The organism is Bacillus sp. 205(2023) (genome assembly GCF_037027485.1).
GTDB classification, from domain to species: Bacteria; Bacillota; Bacilli; order Bacillales; family Bacillaceae; genus Bacillus; species Bacillus halotolerans.
The window spans coordinates 41,376-57,174 of the sequence record NZ_JAXCHF010000009.1 but is presented as its reverse complement, the minus strand read 5'-3'; the positions used below and the strand labels follow the sequence as shown (position 1 = coordinate 57,174).

The following is a 15,799-nucleotide window of genomic DNA, read 5'->3' as shown; positions in this document are numbered from 1 at the left end:
AAAGGAGGATACGGCATGGCACACAAAACAGCAGGACAAGCAATGACAGAACTGCTTGAACAATGGGGAGTTGATCATGTTTACGGCATCCCCGGAGACAGCATTAACGAATTTATTGAGGAACTGAGACACGACAGAAATCAATTGGAATTCATCCAAACCCGCCATGAAGAGGTGGCAGCGCTGGCAGCCGCGGCTGAGGCAAAACTCACCGGCAAGATCGGTGTCTGCCTGTCAATTGCAGGTCCGGGTGCGGTGCACTTATTGAACGGTTTATACGATGCAAAAGCGGACGGCGCTCCTGTGCTTGCGATTGCAGGCCAGGTTTCTTCAGGCGAAGTCGGACGGGACTACTTTCAGGAAATTAAGCTTGAGCAAATGTTTGAAGACGTGGCAGTGTTCAACAGGGAGGTACATAGTGCGGAATCACTGCCGGATCTGTTGAATCAGGCGATCCGCACCGCCTACAGCAAAAAAGGCGTTGCGGTATTAAGCGTGTCAGATGATTTGTTTGCGGAGAAAATCAAACGGGAACCCGTTTACACATCACCGGTATATATTGAAGGAAATCTTGAACCGAAAAAAGAACAGCTCGTGACATGCGCGCAATACATTAACAATGCGAAAAAGCCGATCATTTTGGCGGGACAGGGAATGAAAAAGGCGGAGCGGGAGCTGCTGGAATTTGCGGATAAAGCAGCGGCGCCGATCGTCGTCACGCTTCCGGCAAAAGGCGTCGTTCCCGATACACACCCGCACTTTCTCGGCAACCTTGGACAGATTGGGACAAAGCCGGCCTATGAGGCAATGGAAGAATGCGATTTGTTAATTATGCTTGGCACCTCGTTCCCGTATCGTGATTACTTGCCGGAAGACACACCGGCAATCCAGCTTGATTCAGACCCGGCGAAAATCGGCAAACGCTATCCGGTAACAGCGGGGCTTGTCTGTGACTCGGCTCTCGGTCTGCGCGAATTGACGGAGTATATTGAACGGAAGGAAGACAGAAGATTCCTGAATGCCTGCACTGAACATATGCAGCATTGGTGGAACGAAATCGAAAAAGATGAAACTGAGGCGGCAACACCGCTTAAACCTCAGCAGGTCATCGCACGTCTTCAGGAGGCAGCAGCGGAAGACGCGGTGCTGTCTGTAGATGTCGGCACTGTCACCGTCTGGATGGCGCGGCATTTCAAAATGAACGTCAACCAGGATTTCATCGTTTCCAGCTGGCTTGCGACAATGGGCTGCGGCCTGCCGGGAGCTATAGCGGCGAGCTTGTCTGAACCGGAGCGCCAAGCCATCGCAGTCTGCGGTGACGGGGGCTTTTCCATGGTCATGCAGGATCTCCCGACCGCAGTCAAATATAAGCTCCCGATTACTGTTGTCATTTTAAACAATGAAAATCTCGGCATGATTGAATATGAACAGCAGGTCAAAGGGAACATCGACTATGTCACAAAACTTCAGAATGTCGACTATGCCGCATTTGCAGAAAGCTGCGGAGCAAAAGGCATCAAGGTGACGAGAGCGGAAGAACTTGCCCCGGCTTTCCATGAGGCGCTTCACTCCGATCAGCCGGTCGTTGTCGACGTCATGATCGGAAACGAACCGCCGCTGCCCGGCAAAATCACCTACGGACAGGCAAAAGGCTTCAGCAAATATATGCTGAAAAACTTCTTCGAAAACCAAAAAATTGAAATGCCGTCATTGAAACAAAGCTTAAAACGTCTATTCTAAAAAACAGGGGCCCGTGAAGGCTCCTGTTTTTTGATTTTACGGAGGGTGAGTCATAAAATCGGTTGTTTGAACCTTTAAAATGACTCGTATATTTATAGGGATCAGCAGGAATGATCTATGCAGCCTGTCATGATTTCGCCGTGCCCAAAACAGACACAAGGACAAATGCATCTTCTTTCAAAGCAGAAAGATCAGCGCATTTGTCCTTGTCTATTTCATCTGTTTATTCGTATCAAATCTTACAAAGTGAATGTCTTTATAAGCTTATTTCCCTTTTTTCGAAAGTCCGAAAAAGAAAGGAAAAGCAGACCCAACTAATAAAGTGCCGAATAAAAACATTCCGCCGATAAACACGTGAAAATTAGCGCCTCCGGCCGTAAAAGCCGTAATCAAGGAAATGATACTGAGCACCACCATAGCGATGCCGGGCGCGATTCGCATTTTTTTACCTGTTGATTTATAAGCGATAACAGAACATAAAATTCCGATAACAATAGGGACAATCCATAAATAAAACAGAATAAATACTGACATTATCAAAACTCCGATTTTTTCTTCTATCATAACAAATTTCTGTAAAAAATGATATCAATGAGCTTTTAAGCCAAAATAAAAAACCGGCTCTTTCAGCCGGTTTTTTTCTAACGGAACGTATCGACGATCAAAAACACATTCAAAGCAACAATCAGCACAGCGATCAGCCAGGAAACCACTGTTACCCATTTGGCATTGATCAGCGAACCCATAATCCGCTTATTGCTTGTGAACATAATAAGCGGGATTAAGGCAAAGGCAATGCCGAAGGAAAGAACCACCTGGCTCAGCACAAGAGCCGACGTCGGATTGACTCCTGATGCGATGATCAAGATCGGCGGAATGATGGTGATGAACCGCCGTACATACAGCGGGATGCGGTAGTTGATAAATCCCTGCATAATCACATCGCCTGAAAGTGTTCCGACAGACGAGCTGGACAGGCCCGCAACCAGCAGGCCGATTCCGAATAACGCGGCTGAAACAGGACTGACAAGATGACCGAACTGCTGAAACGCGACATCAAGGTCCTCGACAAACAGCCCGTTTTTGAAGAATAATGCGGCAGCCACAATCAGCATACTCGCATTAATAGCCCCTGCAATCAGCATCGCTATTAAAATATCAATAAATTCGAATCTGAAGATTTTCTTCCGTTCAGCATCTGTTTTGCCGACCACCCGCCGCTGTGTGAGGGCAGAGTGTAAATAAATGGCATGCGGCATAACGGTTGCACCGAGAATACCTGCTGCAAGAAGAACGCTGTCGGTACCATGAAATGTCGGAACGAAAAGTCCTTTCATCACTGAGACGGCATCCGGCTTTGCAAAAAAGGTCTGCAGCGCAAAGGCGATGACCACTACAAACAGCATGCCGGCAATACCGGCTTCAAGTGAGCGATAACCGCGGCGCTGAAGCTCCAAAATCGCGAAAGAGCCGATCGCCGCAATAATAGACGCTTCGAGCATCGGGATGCCGAACAGCAAATACAGTCCCAGTGCCGCTCCGATAAATTCCGCCAGATCAGTCGCGATAATGACGAGCTCGCCTTGAATCCATAAGCCGATAGAGACGGGCTTAGGAAATTCCTCACGAGCGACCTCAGGCAGGTTTTTGCCGGTCGCGATACCGAGTTTGGCGGAGAGTGATTGGATCAAGAGCGCCATGATATTAGAAAATAAAATCACCCATAGCAGCATATATCCATATTTAGAACCAGCTGATATATTTGTTGCGAAGTTACCGGGATCGATATAGGCAATGGCTGCAATAAACGCCGGGCCTAAAAAAGGCAGCAGTCCTCTGAATCCTCTGCTTTTCCCGTCAAGCGCATCTTGGACTGCTTTGGAACGGGGAGATTGTGCTGTGATGTCCTTATTCATCATGTATTCACCTGAATTCTAATTGTTTTTGCCATACAACAAAGAGTTTCCTTAAACCAAATTATTTTATCTACATCATATGACCATCCTGATTTCTTGTCAACCAAAGATGGTCAAAAATCACTCTCAAATTTTTCCCTGTTATGTAACATGATATGTAGGGCATTTGATAAGGTCCATACATAAAAAGGCATCGTTTCTGTATGAAACGATGCCTCCTGAATCATCTAAAATCTAGGCTTCCTTGCGCAGTCCGCGGAATACGAGGCTCAATAAGAATACGAAGATCACTGCCCCGATAATTGCCGGAATAATGGCAAAGCCTGCGAGGCTCGGTCCCCAAGTTCCGAATAGGCCGTGCCCGATCCATGCGCCGATCAGCCCTGCAATCATCGAACCGAAAATTCCTCCCGGCATGCGGTTTCCGACAATGGCGCTTCCGATTAGTCCAATTACGATAGCAACAACTAATGAAACCAAAAAGCTAAGCATCATATTCACCTCTCCTGAATGATTTATAAATCAATAACCGCTCCAGCCAGTCCCGAAACGTACAAAAGCATATCCGCTTATGATCCTGTTTTTATCTTTCTCTGCACACTGCCGTCAGCCAAATGAACAATGACTTCTGTGCCTTTATGTTCCGCAATTTCCTTCGCCCGTTCAATCGCTTCCTTTTTCGTATCCTTGATTTCAGATACACGTTTGGCATCCTCAGCTTTGACGGCCCAGCCACTTTTATGTTTGATGACATGCTCCGCTTTATTCATTAGCTCAGGTCTGGCGTCATCATTTGCCTCCTCATCGCGTTCTGTTTCATCATCATGTTTGAGAAAGTCGTCAATTTCCTTTTTTGAGGCGTTTTCCGCCCATTCCTTTGCTTTGCTCGTCGCAATCGGAATGGCGCGTCCGTCCTCATAGCCTTCATCAATCATGGCATTCGCAATTTCAATCGCCTTTTTCTTCACAGGCTTCTCGAGATTTTTCAGTGAAGCGGGGTAATCCTTCATAGACCAAGGCATATCCATCACTCCTTCTGCTTTTATAAAAATGGTACCCGCAGGTGAAAAATAAAAACGTTTTAGAGAAAAATGAAGGTATACTATATAGTAGAAAAACGGAAGGGAAGTGCGAGTTGGGTGACAACAGAACAAAAAGAAGACTTACATCAGCAATTAAAAGAAATAGAGAAATGGGAAAAGGAGCAGCAAAAAGTCTGGTTTTGGGAAAAACTCAGCCGTCTCCCGTTTCAGCTGCTGGACAAGCTGACGCCGGAATTCATCCAGAAAAAGATCGGCAAGCTTTTGGATGAGGTGGGCAGCTTTGTTCAAACTGGAGGACAGTACCTGACATCGGAAAAACAGATTATCAAAACGTTTCAAAAGAAACTGCCCGAGCAAACCTTTGAATCACTGGAGGACGTACAAAAAGCGCCTCTGGCTGTTATGGATGATGTTGCTGAAGCGATGGGCAAAAACCGAATCAACGCTGCAACCGTTCAGGGAGCGACTACGGGTGTGGGCGGCGTATTTACACTGGCGGCAGACATTCCGGCTGTGCTCGGTTTATCATTAAAAACACTGCAGGATATCGCAGTGGCCTATGGCTATGATCCAAAGGAGAAAAAAGAGCGGGTCTTTATCGTAAAATGTCTGCAGCTTACTTCAGCAGATGTTGTCGGTAAAAAATCCATTCTGAAAGAAATAAAAGATTATGATCAGGACCGTACATATAAGAATGTCGCTTCCCAAATCCAAGGCTGGAGGGAAGTGGTTTTAGGCTACCGTGACACCTTTGGCTGGAAAAAGCTTTTTCAAATGGTGCCGGTCGCGGGAATGGTCTTTGGCGCGGCGGCTAATCGCTCGACCTTAAATGACATTACCGAAACAGGCATGATGCTTTATAAAAAGCGGCGCATCCTTGAGCGGCTCATAGAAACAGAACAGAATCATGAATAGAAGAAAAGCAGACGGGCACCGCATTCCGTCTGCTTTTTTCATTTAAAACACACTCAATGTGTTTTGTTTGTTTAAAAGAAATGACAGCGGGAATACAACAACCAACACCAATTAAAGGAGGAATTCAAAATGGCACAAGATAACAAAATGAGCAGAGAAGAAGCAGGTAGAAAAGGCGGAGAAACGACTAGCAAAAACCATGATAAAGAATTCTATCAAGAGATTGGTCAAAAAGGCGGAGAAGCCACTAGCAAAAACCATGACAAAGAATTCTATCAGGAAATCGGCGAAAAAGGCGGAGAAGCCACTAGCAAGAACCATGACAAAGAGTTCTATCAGGAAATCGGTGAAAAAGGCGGAGAAGCCACTAGCGAAAATCATGATAAAGAATTCTATCAAGAAATCGGCCGTAAAGGCGGAGAAGCGACAAGCAAAAATCATGATAAGGAATTCTATCAAGAAATCGGCTCAAAAGGCGGAAATGCCCGCGACAACGACTAACTAAGCAAAGCATAAAAGGCAGACAACCTGTAGATAAAAAGCGATCCGGCGCAGCAGCTGGATCGCTTTTTATGATGAAATGGAAAAAAATATACCTTCCCAATGACGCTTCTGCGGTAAAATAGGTGAAAAAGGAGTTTTCACTTATGCCTGAGATGCAAAACCTGCTGGCCATTGCAAATGAAGTCAAAGAAAAACACGCTAATTTCTCCATTTCAGAGGTTAATGACCATTGTGTACGGCTCGCTGTGTTTACAGGAGAATACGACTGGCACCATCACCCTGACTCAGATGAATTATTTATCGTTCTTGAGGGAGAGCTGCTTATTGATTTTAAGGATCAAGAAACCGCGGTGTTAAAAGCGAATGACAGTCTGCTTGTCCCAAAAGGCACCATACACCGCACACGCTCTTACGTCAGGACCGTGAATCTCTGCGTCGAGCACATTCATGCGGAAACGGTCATAACAGAGGAATCAAAATGCTGATCAAAAAGATTGTATGTGGGGTGGACGCGGCAAACGCTGAAGCATTTTCGAAGGCGCAGTCACAGTGGGGAGCATTATCACATGTAAAAGGCTTCATCAAACAGGCCGGCGGATGGCGGAAAACAGCAGACGGTCTGCTCACCGCAGAGATCATCGGCGTTTGGGAGAGCAGAGAAGCTTATGATCATTTTATGGAGAACGAACACGACATCATCTATAAAGAAATCGAGCAAAAGGGCACGATTCTCTCTATTGAAGTGACGCTGTCTCAGATGGATGCAGAGGAGGCCGCTTGTTTATTTGACAGCAGGGACATCGAATACGAGCCTGGATGGACTGTGGCAAAAGCTTAGTATAGGCAGGTACTGATTTTATCGATCATCATAACAATGGTTTTTCCTGTTCTTTTGCCTGAATGACAATCAAGGAATTGGCATTCAATTGAGAATCAGGGAGAATGATTCCTAAAGTTTGTGAAAATGCTGTAAGACGATTTTACGGCGATCTTCAAAAACATGATGCGTTAAAACCAGAGGCGGAGTCTGGTTTACATTTGGGAAGGGGCAAGATAGATGAACCTTTTGTACCCGCAAAAAAGCACACCCTGCATGTGAGATTGTGAAGATTGAAGGGTTAAAAGAACATTTGCAGTTAAATGGAATTGAAATCATTGACTTCCGGGAACGGACAGATTCTATTTTTCAGATCCATTTGGCAATCGTCTGGAGATGCTTGAGCGGCAGAAAACGCACAAAAAAAGATAGATCACCGCTGGAGTGATCTATCCTTTTTATGATAGCCTCTTACTCACGCCCAGGAAGCGTATTATGAACAAAAGGAGGAGCTGGCTTCAATTCCGGCTTTTCTCCAAAAGCTTTTGCTTCGTTCACATATTCAAACGCTTCTCCGTCCGGGGCTTTCTCCTTCAGCCAGTTTTGCTCGGCGCTTTCTTCACCTTCAGAGAAATTGATAAGCTGATGAGAGAATTCCTGTTTCTCGAGCGCTTTCGGGAATGTACCCGGCACAACCGGACCTTCCTGTGCTTCTAATTCTTTAATGGCGGCCAGCCATTGGTTTTGGTGCATTGTGTCACGCGCTAGCAGGAAGCTGAGCATGTCTTTGACGCCTTTGTCATCCGTCATTTCAAACAGGCGTGCAACCTGTAAACGGCCTTGTGATTCCGCATTCAGATTGGCGCGGAAGTCTGCCAGCAGGTTTCCGCTCGCTACGATGTAGCCTCCGCTCCATGGTACGCCTGTACTGCTTTCCGGCATGGCGCCTAGTCCTGATACAATTGCATGGTGAGGATTCATGCCTCCCATGATGGAACCGATGACCGGATCATCAGCCGCTTTTTCCTGTTCATCAAGCGGGGCATCCTCAAGAAGTCTGGCGATCATGGTAGCGATCATTTCAACGTGCCCGATTTCTTCAGTTGCCGTATCCATCAGCAAATCCTTGTATTTTTCATTTCCTCTTGTATTCCAGCCTTGAAATAAGTACTGCATGGCAACAGAAATTTCTCCGAATTGCCCGCCTAAAATTTCTTGCATTTTTTTAGCGAATAATGGATCTGGACGATCTGGCTTAGCAGGATGCTGCAGCATTTTCGTATGTTTAAACATGTACCCATCTCCTTTTTTCGTGTCTCTCTTTCTATATTTCCGATGGGAACAAAGATAAACGAAAAGCAGCGTATTGAGATGGGTTCTACGAATCCTTGCGCAGCTCCAGAAGCTCCTGAATCAGCTTCCGGCCGAAGATGGGCTCGTACTTCCGGTAAACAGGATCAAGGCGCTTCATCCAATCTTTTTTCTCTTTATCTGACAGCTCGTAGATTGTAATAGAAGAATGTTTTTTGATTTCTTCCAGCTGCTCCTTGTTCATTTCTTCGGCATACGTTTCATTCCACTCTGTCGTTTCCTGCATCGCTTCCGTCAGAATGCGTCTTGTTTCCGGTGTTTGCGCGTTCCAGAAATGCTCATCAGTCATCACAGCGTAGCCGAGGTAACCGTGGCTGCTTATTGTCAAATAGTCTTGAACATTATAAAATTTTTTAGAATAGATGTTTGAGATTGTGTTTTCCTCGCCGTCTACTATATTGTTTTCTAACAGCTGAAAAGTAGAATTGAAAGATTCCTGGTGGGGTGCTGCACCAAGCAGTTTGAACTGGTCCTCTATTACATTACTTTGCATAATGCGCAGGTCTTGTCCCTTTAAATCATCCGGGGTTTTGACCGGGCCTTGATTCGTGGTGATTTGCTTAAACCCGTTTGTCCAGTACGCCAGGCCCTTTAATTGATTTTTCTTTAAAGAATCAAACAGCTGTGTTCCAATTGTTCCGTGCAGCCCTTTTTTAACCGCATCATAGTCTGTAAATGCATACGGAAGATCAAGCACTCCCCATTCAGGAGAGAGCATACCGAGCTTCGATGTGGAGGGGGCGATAAATTGCACGTCGCCATTTTGCAATGCTTCGATTTCTTCAATGTCCGAATACAGGCTTCCATTCGGGAACACTTCAATTTTCATTTTCCCGCCTGATTTCTCGTTTACGAGCTCGGCGAATTTGTTGGCGGCCAGCCCTTTTGGCGTGTTTTCAGCAACAACGTGGCTGAATTTGAATACGATTTGATCCTGTAAGCCTTCCTGATCGTCATCATACACAATCTCTTCGCCGTTTGAACGGTCATGGAATCCGATAAATAAAGCGGTTGCAATTCCGGCGATCATCAGACCGAGACATGCAAGCAAACTCTTCATGAAAAGCCCCCTCCCTTATGTTAAGAATAATGGGGCAGATATGATTCGTAAAGACCTGAAAGGAGAAGCTGATGAACAAAAAAAAGCTCTCAATCCGCTGGAAAATCACGATCCTTTCTTACATACTCGTCATTTTCTCCTTTTTGATTGGCGGCATTGTGCTCATAGGCAATATTCAGCATACAGAGGAAAGGGAGCTGAAAAAACGGCTGATGAATACGGCTCGGACGGTGTCGGAGATGACCGAAGTGAAAGAGGCGTTATCGCGAAAAGAACAAACAGAAGCCGTCCGGCATGCGGTTGAAGAGATCCGGATGATCAATGAAGCAGACTACATTGTCGTCATGGACATGGATCACATTCGCTATACTCATCCTGTCACTACAAACATCGGAAAAAAGTCAAAGGGTGCAGATGAAAAAGCGGCGTTTGCGGAGCACATTTATTTCTCAGAAGCAACAGGCGAGATCGGGACGGCTGTCCGGGCCTTTTATCCGGTAAAGGATCAGGATTTGAACCAGGTCGGCGTAGTACTCGTCGGAAAAACACTTCCGGGGATGGCTGATATATTGTTTCATTTAAGAAGGGATATCGCCTTCATCGTAGTGCTGACACTCGGGTTCGGCCTGGCGGGTTCGTTCCTGCTGGCCCGCCATATCAAGAAGCAAATGTTTCAGCTCGAGCCCCATGAGATTGTCAGAATGTATGAAGAGCGAACCGCTACCTTTCACTCTATGAACGAAGGCGTGATCGCCATTGACAACCGGCATATCATCACAATATTTAATGAGAAAGCCAAACAGATTTTTGAGGTGCAGGGCGATCTGGTCGGAAAGGTGATTTGGGATGTACTCAAGGATTCGCGCCTGCCTGAAATCGTGGAACGGAACAAGGCGGTTTATAATGAAGAAATTCGTGTGAGCGGAAAGGTCATCATGAGCAGCAGGATTCCGATCGTCATGAAGAAAAAAGTCATCGGCGCCGTCGCGATTTTTCAGGACAGAACGGAAGCGGCCAAGATGGCAGAGGAATTGACGGGTGTCAAAAACTTTGTCGAAGCGCTTCGCGTCCAAAATCATGAGCATATGAACAAGCTCCATACCATCGCAGGCCTGATCCAGCTCGGGAAATCTGAAAAAGCGCTGCAGCTGGCGTTTGAGATTTCAACCGAGCAGGAAAACGTCACTGAATTTCTGCATCGCTCCATTCAAAATGACGCCGCGGCGGGGCTGTTGTTAAGTAAAATCAGAAGGGGAAAAGAGCTCGGCATTGCTGTGCATATTGATGAAAACAGCAGCCTGCAGCAATTTCCCGAGCATGTCGACCAGCATGATATCGTCGTGCTTCTCGGCAACCTGATTGAAAATGCCTTCGGCTCGTTTGAAACCGTTCAGTCTGATGACAAACGAATTGACATCAGCATTGAACAAACGGAGGATATCCTTGCGATTTTAATAGAAGACAACGGATGCGGGATTAAGCACACACATATGCCGTACCTTTACGAAAAAGGATTTACAGTGAATAAAACAGGCGGCACAGGCTATGGCCTCTATTTAGTCAAGCAAATAACAGACAAAGGGTCGGGTGCGATAGAGGTCGATTCACACCCGGGACAGGGAACGTCTTTTTCAATCGTTTTTCCGATGAAGGGGGAGGAAGCGCAGCATGGCTCGTAAAGAAATCAAGGTTTTGCTCATTGAAGACGATCCGATGGTTCAGGAAGTCAATAAGGATTTCATAACAACCGTTAATGGCTTTACCGTCTGCGCGCAAGCGGGGAACGGGGATGAAGGCATCAAGCTGATCAAAGAAAAACAGCCCGAACTCGTGGTTCTGGATGTGTACATGCCGAAAAAAGACGGGATTAAAACGTTGCAGGAGATCAGAAAGCAAAAGCTTGAGGTAGATGTCATCGTCGTATCTGCTGCAAAAGACAAGGAAACAATTGCTCTTATGCTGCAAAATGGGGCAGTTGACTATATCTTAAAACCGTTTAAGCTCGAACGCATGAGACAGGCGCTTGAAAAATATAAGCGGTATAAACAAAAAATAGAGGAAAACGACACGCTGTCACAGGATCAGCTTGATGCCATCCTCAATATCCCGCAGCAGGCCGTACAGGATCTGCCAAAGGGGTTGAATCATTTTACGATGAATGAACTCATTGCTTTTTTGAAGCAGCAAACTTCTCCTCTTTCTGCTGAAGAGGTTGCCAAGGCTCTCGGCATCGCCAGAGTGACAGCGAGACGCTATCTTGATTATCTCGAAAAGAACGGAACAATTCAGCTTGATGTTCAGTACGGAGGAGTCGGACGCCCCGTCAACCGCTACATATTTAAAGTGTAAACCCGAGACCAAAAAGACCAAAATGTCCGTTATGAACATAAACTTCCCCGTCCTTAATGAAAACGCTATCATTCTAGTAAGAAAGACACAAAGGCGACTAGGACAGGGGGAGGAAGAATATGAAACTGTTTAAAAATTTAACAGTTCAAGTCATAACCGCGGTCATCATCGGGGTCATTGTCGGATTGGTTTGGCCGGATGTCGGCAAAGAAATGAAACCGCTTGGCGATACCTTTATCAACGCTGTGAAAATGGTGATCGCTCCAATCATTTTCTTCACAATCGTTCTCGGGATTGCAAAAATGGGCGATATGAAGAAGGTTGGAAAAGTAGGGGGAAAAGCATTTATTTATTTCGAGGTTGTTACGACCCTTGCACTCATTATCGGTTTATTTGTCGTCAATATTATGAAGCCGGGTGCGGGCCTCGATTACAGCAAGCTTGAAAAGGGAGATGTCTCACAATACACCCAAAATGGCGGTCAGGGGATCGACTGGGTTGAATTTGTCACACACATCGTACCGTCCAACATGGTTGATGCCTTCGCAAAAGGGGATATTTTGCAGGTCTTATTCTTTTCCATTCTTTTCGGAGTCGGTCTAGCGGCGTTAGGTGAAAAAGGGAAAAGCGTCATTGATTTCTTTGATAAAGTTTCACATGTTTTTTTCAAAATTATCGGCTACGTTATGCGTGCCGCTCCAATCGGTGCATTCGGAGCGATGGCGTATACGATCGGGCACTTCGGACTCGATTCCATCAAGCCGCTTGCCAGCTTAATGCTGTCCGTGTATATCACAATGTTCCTGTTCGTGTTTGTTGTTTTAAATATCATCTGCAAGCTATACGGATTCAGCCTGTGGAACTACCTGCGCTTCATCAAAGATGAGCTTCTCATCGTGCTCGGCACAAGCTCTTCAGAATCGGTTCTTCCGAGAATGATGGATAAAATGGAACGCTACGGCTGTTCAAAATCAGTCGTCGGGCTCGTTATTCCGACCGGCTATTCGTTTAACCTTGACGGAACATCCATTTATTTATCAATGGCGACTGTCTTTCTGGCTCAAGTGTTTGGAGTGGATCTCAGCATCGGCCAGCAAATTACGATTATCCTCGTTCTGATGCTGACTTCGAAGGGAGCAGCCGGTGTGACAGGAAGCGGATTTATCGTTCTTGCGTCAACGCTGTCAGCACTTCAGGTCATTCCGCTTGAGGGTCTTGCGCTTCTGCTTGGTGTCGACCGTTTCATGAGTGAAGGAAGAGCGATTGTGAACCTGATCGGAAACGGAATCGCCACAATTATCGTTGCAAAAAGCGAAAAAGAATTCGATGAAGCAAAAAGCGTGGAGGCTGTGGAAGGCATGAAAAAAATGAAAACAGCAGTCTGAAAAAAAGAACGGCCCATTCATAGGGCCGTTTTTTTAATTGTTTAAGAATAATTAAGGTGAGGACAGAGACCTCAGCATTTTTTTGTTATATAATTTACAAATGGATACTATATTGAATGAAGGACGTTTGTCCTAACAGGAGTGTATAAATGGCCGCTTTAGTAAAATTTTTTCAGCACCCGGGAGTAAGGCGTTTTTCCATCTTTGTCGTGTTAACTGGTGTGTTATATCTATTTAAGAGCATGATCAACTTAATATTGCTGACCTTCATTTTCACATTTCTTATGGATCGTTTGGAGCTTGTCGTCCGGCAGTTTTTAAGCCGGTTCTTCCGCGTGAGCCAGCGGGTTGTCATTACGTTTCTCTACATTTTGCTGGCCGTGCTGCTTACAGTCGGAGGGTTTGTGTTTTATCCGGTCGTTGCCGCACAGATTCAGCAGCTGATCAAGCAGATTAAACATATTGCGTATCATCCAAGCAGCATTCCTTTCTTTGATGAGATCACAAGTGTTTTCGGAGATATTAATATCAGTTCGTATGTCAAAGAGGGTTTCAATGTACTTTATACGTATCTGGCCGATATCAGCACATTCGGCTTGCAGATCGTGATGGCGCTCATTCTCAGCATGTTCTTCTTATTCGAGAAAAAACGGCTGTCTGAATTTATGGAGCAGTTTAAAACGAGCAAGCTTGCTGTTTTTTATAATGAGATTGCTTTTTTCGGAGGTAAATTCGCGAGAACGTTCGGCAAGGTGCTTGAGGCACAATTTATCATCGCGCTCGTGAACTGCATACTGACTTTTATTGCGCTCTGGATTATGCACTTCCCTCAGCTGTTGGGGCTGTCCATCATGGTTTTCTTTCTCGGATTGATCCCGGTAGCAGGCGTTGTCATCTCCTTGATCCCGCTCAGTATTATTGCATACAGCACAGGCGGCGGAATGTATGTGCTCTACATTGTGCTCGTCATTTTCGCCATTCATGCGATTGAGACATATTTCCTCAATCCGAAGCTGATGTCAGCGAAAACAGAGCTGCCGATCTTTTTCACATTTACAGTCCTGATTTTTTCTGAGCACTTTCTCGGCATTTGGGGCTTAATTATCGGGATTCCGATCTTTGTATTTCTCCTTGATATTCTTGATGTGACCAACAAGGAAAATGGGCCTAAAAGACCCCGAGAGAAAAGTAACAAAAAATAGTTTACAAAATTGGATATTTTCTGTATAAATAAAACTACAACATACAATAGTAAGCCACACGCTTAATCCTTTTTAAAAGGAGTGGGGGACCCAATCGTTTGGGGTTCATTTTTCATCTGAAAAACGGACATCTCTTCGTCCGAACCCGGCAGCTAACCTCATCAGCGTGAAGAGAGAATCCTGTGGTTTTATGATACAGCCAAAGCCCGCGGGATCTCTCGCGGGCTTTTTTCAAAAAAAGGAGGAATGCGGATGAAACTGGCAACAAAGATCATCATTGCATTGGTTCTGGGTGCCGTCACGGGGATTATTCTTAACGTAACATCACCTGAATTATTTGAAAATTTGAATAAGTTTGTATTCGTGCCTCTTGGCACCATCTTTTTAAACCTCATTAAAATGCTTGTCGTGCCGATTGTTTTTTTCTCTCTTACATTAGGAGTTGCCGGGCTTGGCGATCCTAAAAAGTTTGGCAGAATCGGTGTGAAGGCCATTTCTTATTTTCTCATCACGACAGCGGTGGCGATTACGATCGGGCTTATACTGGCGCTTGTCATTAAGCCGGGTGAGTTCGGCACTTATGATGTCTCATCCGCTAAATTCGAGGCAGAAGAAGCGCCGAGTGTTGCTGACACACTTCTGAACATGATTCCGGCCAATCCTGTTCAAGCGATGACCGAAGGAAATATGCTCCAGATTATCGTGTTTTCCATTTTTGTCGGACTCGGGATTACGATGCTAGGCAAAAAAGCGGATATGCTTTTGAAAGTTGTGGAGCAGGGCAATGAACTGATGATGTATCTGGTCAACCTAGTCATGAAGTTTGCGCCATACGGCACGTTTGGTCTCATTGCGACAGCTATCGGCAGCCAGGGATTCAGTGCAATAAAAGCGATGGGGCTGTACATGATTGTTGTTACGCTGGCTCTTGTCATACATGCAATCGTCACTTACGGTTCAACAGTGGCTCTTTTAGCAAAAAGAAATCCGATTACATTCTTTAAAGATTTCTCAGAAGTTATGGTCGTTGCGTTCAGTACCTCAAGCAGCAATGCAACGCTTCCGGTATCAATGGATGTAGCCCAGAAAAAACTAAAAGTGCCTGAGCCGATCAGCAGCTTCGTTCAGCCGCTCGGGGCGACGATTAACATGGACGGGACAGCCATTATGCAAGGGGTGGCCACCATCTTCATTGCACAGGTATTCGGACATGATCTTACATTTACGCAATTGCTGATGGTGATATTGACGGCTGTATTAGCAAGTGTGGGAACTGCGGGTGTTCCGGGAGTCGGTTTGATTATGCTCGCTATGGTGCTTCAATCAGTCAGCTTGCCTGTTGAGGGGATCGGATTGATCCTCGGAATAGACCGCTTGCTAGATATGCTTCGCACAGTGGTCAACACAACAGGAGACGCGGCCTGTGCCGTCATCATTACAGAAACAGAAAAGAACAAACAGCCGGAGCAAGCACCGACTCTATCGGTTTAACCAAAC

Annotated in this window: 16 protein-coding genes and 1 riboswitch; of the genes, 10 read left to right on the top strand and 6 right to left on the bottom strand. The window is 45.6% G+C overall.

Translation table 11 applies throughout. The features are described from left to right. Nucleotides 1–15: 15 nt before the first annotated feature. Nucleotides 16–1,740, top strand: coding sequence for a pyruvate oxidase (locus tag WA325_RS18175; protein WP_336184048.1), 1,725 nt, complete (start codon nt 16–18; stop codon nt 1,738–1,740). A gap of 264 nt (nt 1,741–2,004) precedes the next feature. Here the strand turns inward: WA325_RS18175 and WA325_RS18170 are convergent, their stop codons facing one another. The 4 genes from WA325_RS18170 to WA325_RS18155 form a co-directional block, all read right to left on the bottom strand. Next, nucleotides 2,005–2,274, bottom strand: a complete 270-nt coding sequence (locus WA325_RS18170; RefSeq protein WP_010333081.1) for a hypothetical protein — start codon at nt 2,272–2,274, stop codon at nt 2,005–2,007. A gap of 107 nt (nt 2,275–2,381) precedes the next feature. Next, on the bottom strand, nt 2,382–3,659 hold the full coding sequence (locus tag WA325_RS18165; RefSeq protein WP_049809886.1) for an Nramp family divalent metal transporter: 1,278 nt from the start codon (nt 3,657–3,659) through the stop codon (nt 2,382–2,384). A gap of 231 nt (nt 3,660–3,890) precedes the next feature. Next, on the bottom strand, nt 3,891–4,148 hold the full coding sequence (locus WA325_RS18160) for a GlsB/YeaQ/YmgE family stress response membrane protein (RefSeq protein ID WP_105955231.1): 258 nt from the start codon (nt 4,146–4,148) through the stop codon (nt 3,891–3,893). Between the two features lie 77 nt (nt 4,149–4,225). Then, nucleotides 4,226–4,678, bottom strand: coding sequence for a DUF2188 domain-containing protein (locus tag WA325_RS18155; protein ID WP_024120271.1), 453 nt, complete (start codon nt 4,676–4,678; stop codon nt 4,226–4,228). Between the two features lie 117 nt (nt 4,679–4,795). On the opposite strand from WA325_RS18155, the gene WA325_RS18150 reads away from it, so the two are divergent. The 4 genes from WA325_RS18150 (at nt 4,796) to WA325_RS18135 (ending at nt 6,956) form a co-directional block, all read left to right on the top strand. Continuing rightward, nucleotides 4,796–5,614 carry an EcsC family protein gene (locus tag WA325_RS18150; protein WP_105955174.1) on the top strand — a complete coding sequence of 273 codons (819 nt, stop codon included), beginning with the start codon at nt 4,796–4,798 and terminating at the stop codon, nt 5,612–5,614. A 129-nt stretch (nt 5,615–5,743) separates the two neighbouring features. Then, nucleotides 5,744–6,115, top strand: coding sequence for a glucose starvation-inducible protein GsiB (gene gsiB, locus WA325_RS18145; protein ID WP_010333086.1), 372 nt, complete (start codon nt 5,744–5,746; stop codon nt 6,113–6,115). Between the two features lie 146 nt (nt 6,116–6,261). Continuing rightward, nucleotides 6,262–6,603, top strand: coding sequence for a cupin domain-containing protein (locus WA325_RS18140; protein WP_095714113.1), 342 nt, complete (start codon nt 6,262–6,264; stop codon nt 6,601–6,603). Beyond that, a complete protein-coding gene (locus WA325_RS18135; protein WP_105955173.1) occupies nt 6,597–6,956 on the top strand; it encodes a YdbC family protein in 360 nt (119 codons plus the stop codon). Before WA325_RS18140 ends, WA325_RS18135 begins: the two co-directional genes overlap by 7 nt. A gap of 450 nt (nt 6,957–7,406) precedes the next feature. Here WA325_RS18135 and WA325_RS18130 read toward each other — a convergent pair whose 3' ends face one another. Together WA325_RS18130 and WA325_RS18125 are read right to left on the bottom strand one after the other, a co-directional pair. After that, the gene (locus tag WA325_RS18130; RefSeq protein ID WP_101864020.1) at nt 7,407–8,228 is read right to left on the bottom strand and encodes a manganese catalase family protein; all 822 of its coding nucleotides are present in this window, start codon (nt 8,226–8,228) and stop codon (nt 7,407–7,409) included. An 85-nt stretch (nt 8,229–8,313) separates the two neighbouring features. After that, nucleotides 8,314–9,366 carry a TRAP transporter substrate-binding protein gene (locus WA325_RS18125; RefSeq protein ID WP_336184047.1) on the bottom strand — a complete coding sequence of 351 codons (1,053 nt, stop codon included), beginning with the start codon at nt 9,364–9,366 and terminating at the stop codon, nt 8,314–8,316. 71 nt (nt 9,367–9,437) lie between these two features. On the opposite strand from WA325_RS18125, the gene dctS reads away from it, so the two are divergent. From dctS to WA325_RS18100, 5 genes are all read left to right on the top strand, one after another. Continuing rightward, nucleotides 9,438–11,045, top strand: a complete 1,608-nt coding sequence (gene dctS, locus WA325_RS18120; protein WP_336184046.1) for a two-component system sensor histidine kinase DctS — start codon at nt 9,438–9,440, stop codon at nt 11,043–11,045. Beyond that, nucleotides 11,035–11,715: a response regulator gene (locus WA325_RS18115; protein ID WP_336184045.1), complete on the top strand. Its 681-nt coding sequence runs from the start codon at nt 11,035–11,037 to the stop codon at nt 11,713–11,715. Before dctS ends, WA325_RS18115 begins: the two co-directional genes overlap by 11 nt. A 119-nt stretch (nt 11,716–11,834) precedes the next feature. Next, nucleotides 11,835–13,100: a C4-dicarboxylate transporter DctP gene (gene dctP / locus WA325_RS18110; protein WP_059353128.1), complete on the top strand. Its 1,266-nt coding sequence runs from the start codon at nt 11,835–11,837 to the stop codon at nt 13,098–13,100. Between the two features lie 149 nt (nt 13,101–13,249). Beyond that, nucleotides 13,250–14,302, top strand: coding sequence for an AI-2E family transporter (locus WA325_RS18105; protein ID WP_044161754.1), 1,053 nt, complete (start codon nt 13,250–13,252; stop codon nt 14,300–14,302). Between the two features lie 49 nt (nt 14,303–14,351). After that, nucleotides 14,352–14,483: riboswitch (cyclic di-AMP (ydaO/yuaA leader) on the top strand. A 71-nt stretch (nt 14,484–14,554) separates the two neighbouring features. Continuing rightward, entirely contained in the window at nt 14,555–15,793 is a 1,239-nt protein-coding gene (locus tag WA325_RS18100) for a dicarboxylate/amino acid:cation symporter (protein ID WP_336184044.1), read from the top strand. The last annotated feature ends 6 nt before the right edge of the window (nt 15,794–15,799 follow it).

Excerpts from the sequence above, each read along its gene's own strand:
- WA325_RS18105 (WP_044161754.1), top strand. The coding sequence starts at position 13,250 with ATGGCCGCTTTAGTAAAATTTTTTCAGCACCCGGGAGTAAGGCGTTTT.
- dctS (WP_336184046.1), top strand. The coding sequence starts at position 9,438 with ATGAACAAAAAAAAGCTCTCAATCCGCTGGAAAATCACGATCCTTTCT.
- WA325_RS18140 (WP_095714113.1), top strand. The coding sequence starts at position 6,262 with ATGCCTGAGATGCAAAACCTGCTGGCCATTGCAAATGAAGTCAAAGAA.
- WA325_RS18160 (WP_105955231.1), bottom strand. The coding sequence starts at position 4,148 with ATGCTTAGCTTTTTGGTTTCATTAGTTGTTGCTATCGTAATTGGACTA.
- WA325_RS18155 (WP_024120271.1), bottom strand. The coding sequence starts at position 4,678 with ATGCCTTGGTCTATGAAGGATTACCCCGCTTCACTGAAAAATCTCGAG.
- WA325_RS18170 (WP_010333081.1), bottom strand. The coding sequence starts at position 2,274 with ATGTCAGTATTTATTCTGTTTTATTTATGGATTGTCCCTATTGTTATC.
- WA325_RS18165 (WP_049809886.1), bottom strand. The coding sequence starts at position 3,659 with ATGATGAATAAGGACATCACAGCACAATCTCCCCGTTCCAAAGCAGTC.
- gsiB (WP_010333086.1), top strand. The coding sequence starts at position 5,744 with ATGGCACAAGATAACAAAATGAGCAGAGAAGAAGCAGGTAGAAAAGGC.
- WA325_RS18135 (WP_105955173.1), top strand. The coding sequence starts at position 6,597 with ATGCTGATCAAAAAGATTGTATGTGGGGTGGACGCGGCAAACGCTGAA.
- WA325_RS18175 (WP_336184048.1), top strand. The coding sequence starts at position 16 with ATGGCACACAAAACAGCAGGACAAGCAATGACAGAACTGCTTGAACAA.
- WA325_RS18115 (WP_336184045.1), top strand. The coding sequence starts at position 11,035 with ATGGCTCGTAAAGAAATCAAGGTTTTGCTCATTGAAGACGATCCGATG.
- WA325_RS18130 (WP_101864020.1), bottom strand. The coding sequence starts at position 8,228 with ATGTTTAAACATACGAAAATGCTGCAGCATCCTGCTAAGCCAGATCGT.
- WA325_RS18100 (WP_336184044.1), top strand. The coding sequence starts at position 14,555 with ATGAAACTGGCAACAAAGATCATCATTGCATTGGTTCTGGGTGCCGTC.
- dctP (WP_059353128.1), top strand. The coding sequence starts at position 11,835 with ATGAAACTGTTTAAAAATTTAACAGTTCAAGTCATAACCGCGGTCATC.
- WA325_RS18125 (WP_336184047.1), bottom strand. The coding sequence starts at position 9,366 with ATGAAGAGTTTGCTTGCATGTCTCGGTCTGATGATCGCCGGAATTGCA.